Below are 2,257 nucleotides of genomic sequence, written 5' to 3'. Positions count from 1 at the left end.
AACCAATCGCTGCCGCTAATGCCGTAGCAACGAATACTGCACCTGGATCCATCCCTGTACCTGCTGGTAACCCTTTAACATTTCCAAGCGACAGCGTAGCAGGATTGACAAACAGTACGTAAGCCATAGATAGAAATGTCGTTAACCCTGCTATGAACTCAGTCTTATAATTCGTACCGAGCTCATCAAACTGAAAATAGCGTTTCATCTTACGTTTCCCCCGTTATATGATTACTCGCCGTATTTCTCCTAGCCCTCTTTTATCCCGAGAAATAAAAAAGGCTTCCATTGCATATATACATGGAAGCGTTCTATAAACAAAGACAAGTTTCCCCTCGTCTTTATACAAACGCCTCGTAGTCAAGCCATTTACGGTAGCTAGGTAGAAACTTTCGGGCCATATCCCCGATATTATACGACGGCATAATATTCACTTTTCGTTTGAATTACATACTCATATTAACTCGCATAGGCACTTTTGTCAATTTAAAAACGAACATTTTTATAAACTTTTATACTTTCGTTCGTATTAATGGTAAAAATAAAAAGATCCATCTATTCATGAATGATAGATGGATCTTTTTTATTACAATACTATTCCCACTCAATAGTTGCTGGTGGCTTACTCGTTACATCATACACGATACGGTTAACGTGTTTTACTTCGTTTACGATACGAACAGAGATTTTCTCTAATACGTCCCAAGGGATACGTGCCCAGTCAGCTGTCATACCGTCGATAGATGTTACCGCGCGGATACCTACTGTGTAATCGTAAGTACGCTCGTCACCCATAACACCTACGCTACGCATGCCAGGAAGCGCAGTGAAGTATTGCCAGATTTCGCGGTCTAATCCTGCTTTAATAATTTCTTCACGTAAAATCGCATCAGATTCACGAACGATTTCTAATTTCTCTTCTGTGATTTCACCTAATACACGAATACCAAGACCAGGACCTGGGAATGGTTGACGCCATACGATTTCATCAGGAATTCCTAGTTCAGATCCTAATACACGTACTTCATCTTTAAATAACGTATTTAAAGGCTCAATTAATTTGAACTGCATGTCTTCTGGAAGTCCACCAACGTTATGGTGAGATTTAATTGTTTGTGCAGTTGCTGTACCACTTTCAACGATGTCTGTGTAAAGTGTACCTTGTGCTAAGAAGTCCATACCTTGTAATTTAGAAGCTTCATCATCAAATACGTAAATGAATTCATTACCAATGATTTTACGTTTTTGTTCTGGATCTTCTACACCTTTTAACTTGTTCATGAAACGTTCTTGTGCATCCACTTTAATAACGTTCATGTGGAAGCCTTCGCTGAATGTTTTCATAACGCCTTCCGCTTCACCTTTACGAAGTAAACCATGGTCAACGAAAATACATGTTAATTGATCGCCGATTGCTTTATGAATTAATACTGCTACAACAGAAGAGTCTACACCGCCGCTAAGTGCGCATAGTACTTTTTTGTCTCCAACAGTTTCACGAATTTTCTCTAGTTCTACTTCGATAAAGTTCTCCATGTTCCATCCTTCAGAACAACCACATACACCGAATACGAAGTTTTTAATTAAATCGTTACCGTGCTCAGAGTGACGTACTTCTGGGTGGAATTGTACACCGTATAAGTTTTTCTCTTCATTGCTCATACCAGCAATTGGACAAGACTCACTTGTTGCGTCTACTACAAATCCTTCAGGTAAACCAGTTACTAAGTCGCCATGGCTCATCCATACAACTTGCTCTTCTGGAAGGTTCGCATATAATTTTGATTCGTTCTCTACTTTAAGAACAGCTTTTCCGTACTCACGGTGGTTGGCACGCTCTACTTTACCACCGAAGTGTTGTGTCATAAGCTGCATACCGTAACAGATACCGAAAATCGGTAATCCTAGTTCGAAGATTTTTTCATCACAATGTAATGCACCTTCACCGTATACGCTATTTGGTCCACCAGAGAAAATAATCCCTTTTGGATTCATTGCTTTAATTTCTTCTGCAGTAATTGTATGTGGATGAAGTTCACTGTATACACCGAACTCACGAATTCGACGTGCTATTAACTGATTGTATTGACTTCCAAAATCTAAAACGATAATTGTATCGTGTTGCTTCTTCAAAATAATCACCCCAACGTTAGTTCTCGTATATAAATATTTTCACCAATTTGGCGAAAAGCATTACTAATATAATAAAAAAAGCCAGTCCTCCGCCTCTAGTCTCATAACAAAGAAAAGGCAGGGG

Annotated in this window: 1 protein-coding gene, 1 pseudogene and 1 riboswitch; the gene and the pseudogene both read right to left on the bottom strand. The window is 39.2% G+C overall.

The genetic code is table 11. The features are described 5' to 3' along the window. Nucleotides 1-208, bottom strand: a pseudogene (locus MR167_RS31220) (NCS2 family permease); the annotation flags it as partial. A gap of 129 nt (nucleotides 209-337) precedes the next feature. Continuing rightward, a riboswitch (purine riboswitch) is annotated at nucleotides 338-439 on the bottom strand. A 155-nt stretch (nucleotides 440-594) separates the two neighbouring features. Beyond that, nucleotides 595-2,133 carry a glutamine-hydrolyzing GMP synthase gene (gene guaA / locus MR167_RS31215; protein WP_000743914.1) on the bottom strand — a complete coding sequence of 513 codons (1,539 nt, stop codon included), beginning with the start codon at nucleotides 2,131-2,133 and terminating at the stop codon, nucleotides 595-597. Nucleotides 2,134-2,257 lie beyond the last annotated feature (124 nt).

Source organism: Bacillus cereus group sp. BfR-BA-01355 (genome assembly GCF_022663675.1).
Lineage (GTDB): Bacteria > Bacillota > Bacilli > Bacillales > Bacillaceae_G > Bacillus_A > Bacillus_A thuringiensis_S.
The sequence above is the reverse complement of the archived record's forward strand: the minus strand, read 5'-3'. Positions and strand labels throughout refer to the sequence as shown.